General features: G+C 46.3%; 2 protein-coding genes. Both read left to right on the forward strand.

Annotated features, from left to right (window positions below; all coding sequences use genetic code 11):
- On the forward strand, positions 1-1935 hold a 1935-nt coding region (locus tag QZ735_RS14025; RefSeq protein WP_294249571.1), incomplete at its 5' end, for a DNA gyrase C-terminal beta-propeller domain-containing protein.
- Positions 1936-1976: 41 nt separating this feature from the next.
- Positions 1977-3011, forward strand: coding sequence for a tetratricopeptide repeat protein (locus QZ735_RS14030; protein ID WP_294249573.1), 1035 nt, complete (start codon positions 1977-1979; stop codon positions 3009-3011).
- The last annotated feature ends 450 nt before the right edge of the window (positions 3012-3461 follow it).

A 3461-nucleotide genomic window follows, 5' to 3' on the forward strand; every position in this document is an offset into this window, starting at 1 on the left:
GTAAGGGATGCTTTCCATACCGGAAGAGGCCGGGTGGTCCTCAGGGCGAAAGTCGCTTTTGAGGAAATCGGCAACAGGAATGCCATCGTCGTTCATGAAATTCCTTATCAGGTAAACAAAGCTGAAATGATTGCCAGGACAGCCGAGCTGGTAAAGGACGAAAAAATTCCCGGTATTTACGAGATCAGAGATGAATCCGACAGGAGAGGACTGCGTGTGGTATACGAACTGAAAAACGACGCGATCCCGAATGTGGTGCTGAATCTTCTTTATAAATATACATCGCTTCAGACTTCATTCAGTGTAAATAACATTGCCCTGGTACATGGAAGGCCGGAGCAGCTTAACCTGAAAGACATCATCCATCATTTTGTGGAACACAGGCATGAAGTGGTGATGAAGAGGACGCAGTATGAACTGAGAAAGGCAAAGGAAAGAGCACATATCCTGGAAGGATTCATGAAAGTGATCGGAACCCAGGATGCCCTGGACAGAGCTATTTCCATCATCCGCCACTCCTCCAATCCGCAGGCAGCAAAAGAAGGGCTGATCGACGCTTTCGAACTATCCGAGATCCAGGCACAGGCGATTCTTGATCTCCGTCTTGCACGTCTTACCGGAATGGAGCTGGATAAGATCCGCGATGAATATGATGCCATTATGCGGGAAATTGCCGATCTGGAAGATATCCTGGCCCATGAGTCAAGAAGATTCCAGATTATCAAGGACGAACTTATTGAAATCAGGGAAAAATACGGCGACGAAAGAAGAACGGAAATCGATTATTCCGGAGGTGAAATGTCTATTGAAGATATCATCCCGAACGAATCGGTAGTACTTACCATTTCCCATGCCGGTTATATCAAAAGGACTTCACTGTCCGAATACAAAATCCAGAGCAGGGGCGGAGTAGGAAACAAAGCCGCAACGACAAGGGATGCCGACTTCCTGGAATACATCGTTTCTGCGACCAATCACCAGTATATGCTCTTCTTTACGGAAAAAGGAAGATGTTACTGGCTGAGGGTATTTGAAATTCCGGAAGGCTCTAAAACCGCAAAAGGAAGAGCGGTACAGAATCTGATCAACATCGAACCGGATGATAAGATCAAGGCATACATCAGAACCAACAACCTGAAGGATGCAGAATACGTCAACCAGATGAGCGTGGTGATGGTAACGAAAAACGGAACCATCAAGAAGACTTCCCTTGAAGCCTACTCAAGACCAAGGGTAAATGGTGTGAATGCCATCGAAATCAGGGACAATGACCAGCTGCTGGGGGCTTACCTCACCAACGGGACTTCCCAGATCATGATCGCTACCAAAAACGGGAAGTGTATCCGTTTCCCTGAAGAAAAGGTAAGGGAAGTGGGAAGAGGATCCATCGGAGTAAGAGGGATCAGCATGGATGACAATGATGAGGCCATCGGTATGATTGTTGTGAATGATCTGGAAAAGGAAACCGTGCTCGTGGTATCCGAGAAAGGATACGGGAAGAGGACTGCTGTACTGGACTACAGGGAAACCAACAGGGGAGGAAAAGGAGTTATTACTCTTAATATTACCGAAAAAACGGGTAACCTGATCGCCATCCAGAATGTTACGGATGAAGACGGACTGATGATCATCAACAAATCCGGTGTGGCCATCCGTATGAATATGGACGAAATGAGGGTGATGGGAAGAAATACCCAGGGTGTGAAAATGATCAACCTGAAGAAAAACGACGAAATCGCAGCCATTGCCAAAGTGGAGATGGACAAGGATGTAGAAGAAGAGCTGATGGATGATGAAACCGACGAAAATGCAAGTCCTGCAGAAATGCCCGTAACGGCGGAACTGTTCCCGGACAGCAATGAGGGGACCCATGATGCCAGCGAGTACTCAGATACGGATGAAACCGGAGGTCCTGATGGCGGCAATGAGGAATAGCAATATAATTAATTAACAAACAGATAATATAAAATAGTAGTATGAAAAAGCTGATTTTAGGAATGGCTATCGTAGCATCTGCTTTTGCTTTCGGACAGAAAGCGGATGTCAACGCTCAGCTGCAGGAAGCTAATAAAGCGGCAATGGACGCCTATAGTGCGAAAAATTATGCCGTAGCAGCTCCCAAATTTATGGAAGTCTACAACTTGTTGAAAACAAGTGGTCAGGATAATAAAGTGTATATGTATTATGCAGGTCTGAATTATGCCCTGGCAAACAGTATCGATCCGGCTATAAAAATATATACCGATCTGATCAATTCCGGTTATACGGGAGTGGAAACGACCTATACCGCGAAAGAGAACAAAACTGGCCAGGTGGCAAGCTATGACAAGGCAACCTGGGAACTGCTGAAAAAATCTTCATCGAAGGATTATTCGGATTTCAAAAGCGAACAGTCTCCGAGTGTGGAAGCGGATCTTTACGAAACCCTTGCCACCCTGCTGATGAATGCTAAAAAGAATGACGAGGCACTGGCACTTATCGATAAAGGGCTTGCCAAATTCCCGAACAATGCCAAATTGAAGGAATACCAGGGAACTGCCCTGTATGCATCCGGAAATACGGATAAATTCATGGCCAACCTGAAAGAGCAGCTTGCCAAGAATCCTAATGATGCCACCAACTGGTACAATCTGGGGGTTCTGCAGGCTAAAAATCCTGAGACGTCTGCGGAGGCAGTAGCTTCTTTCCAGAAAGCCATCGAGCTGAAGCCTGATTTCTCCAATGCTTATCAGAACCTGGTATACACCGTAATCGGTGATGACGAGAAAGCGGTAACCGACATCAACGGCCTGAGAAAGACAAAGCCGGATGAAGCTACCAAGCTGATTGAAGCAAGAAAGGAAAGATTCGGTAAAGCCGTTCCGTACGCTGAGAAGTGGTACCAGGCTGTGCCGAATGATCTTACGGCAGTACAGGTGTTGAAAGACGTTTACAATACGACGAAGAATACAGCCAAGTACAACGAAATGAAGGCCAAAGAAGCTGAGCTGAAAGCACAGCAGCCAAAATAAAGCGTTGGTAACAAAAGCCGATACAACCGGAGCAGTATTCTGTTCCGGTTTTTCTGTTTATAAAGAGCGGAATATGAGGCTCATGTTGCCATCTTCCCATGTGCCCATGCTTTTTAGATGGTTTTGCAGAATAGGCAACCCTGAATAGTAAATCCTGGATCTTGGCTTTGAATCTTAAATTTCCGGGAGCTGGATCCGGCTCTCCGCTCATACTCCTCGCGCCGATTCTTTCCAGGCTGTATCCCGGCTTTTCCCGCTGCATGCTGTGGGGTAACCGCTGCGATCCGGGCTAGGACATAAGGTTTCCTCGTTTACGCCGGTCTCATATACATCCTTTCCTGCATCAGGATCCGGAATGACGGTGGTTCAGTGAGAATGACAGCAGGTTAAACCTGTAAGGTTTTCAAAACCTTATAGGTTTGATCCTCTTTTTAAGGTCAAAGTACACCT

This window comes from uncultured Chryseobacterium sp., assembly GCF_913776365.1.
In the GTDB taxonomy this organism is placed as follows: domain Bacteria; phylum Bacteroidota; class Bacteroidia; order Flavobacteriales; family Weeksellaceae; genus Chryseobacterium.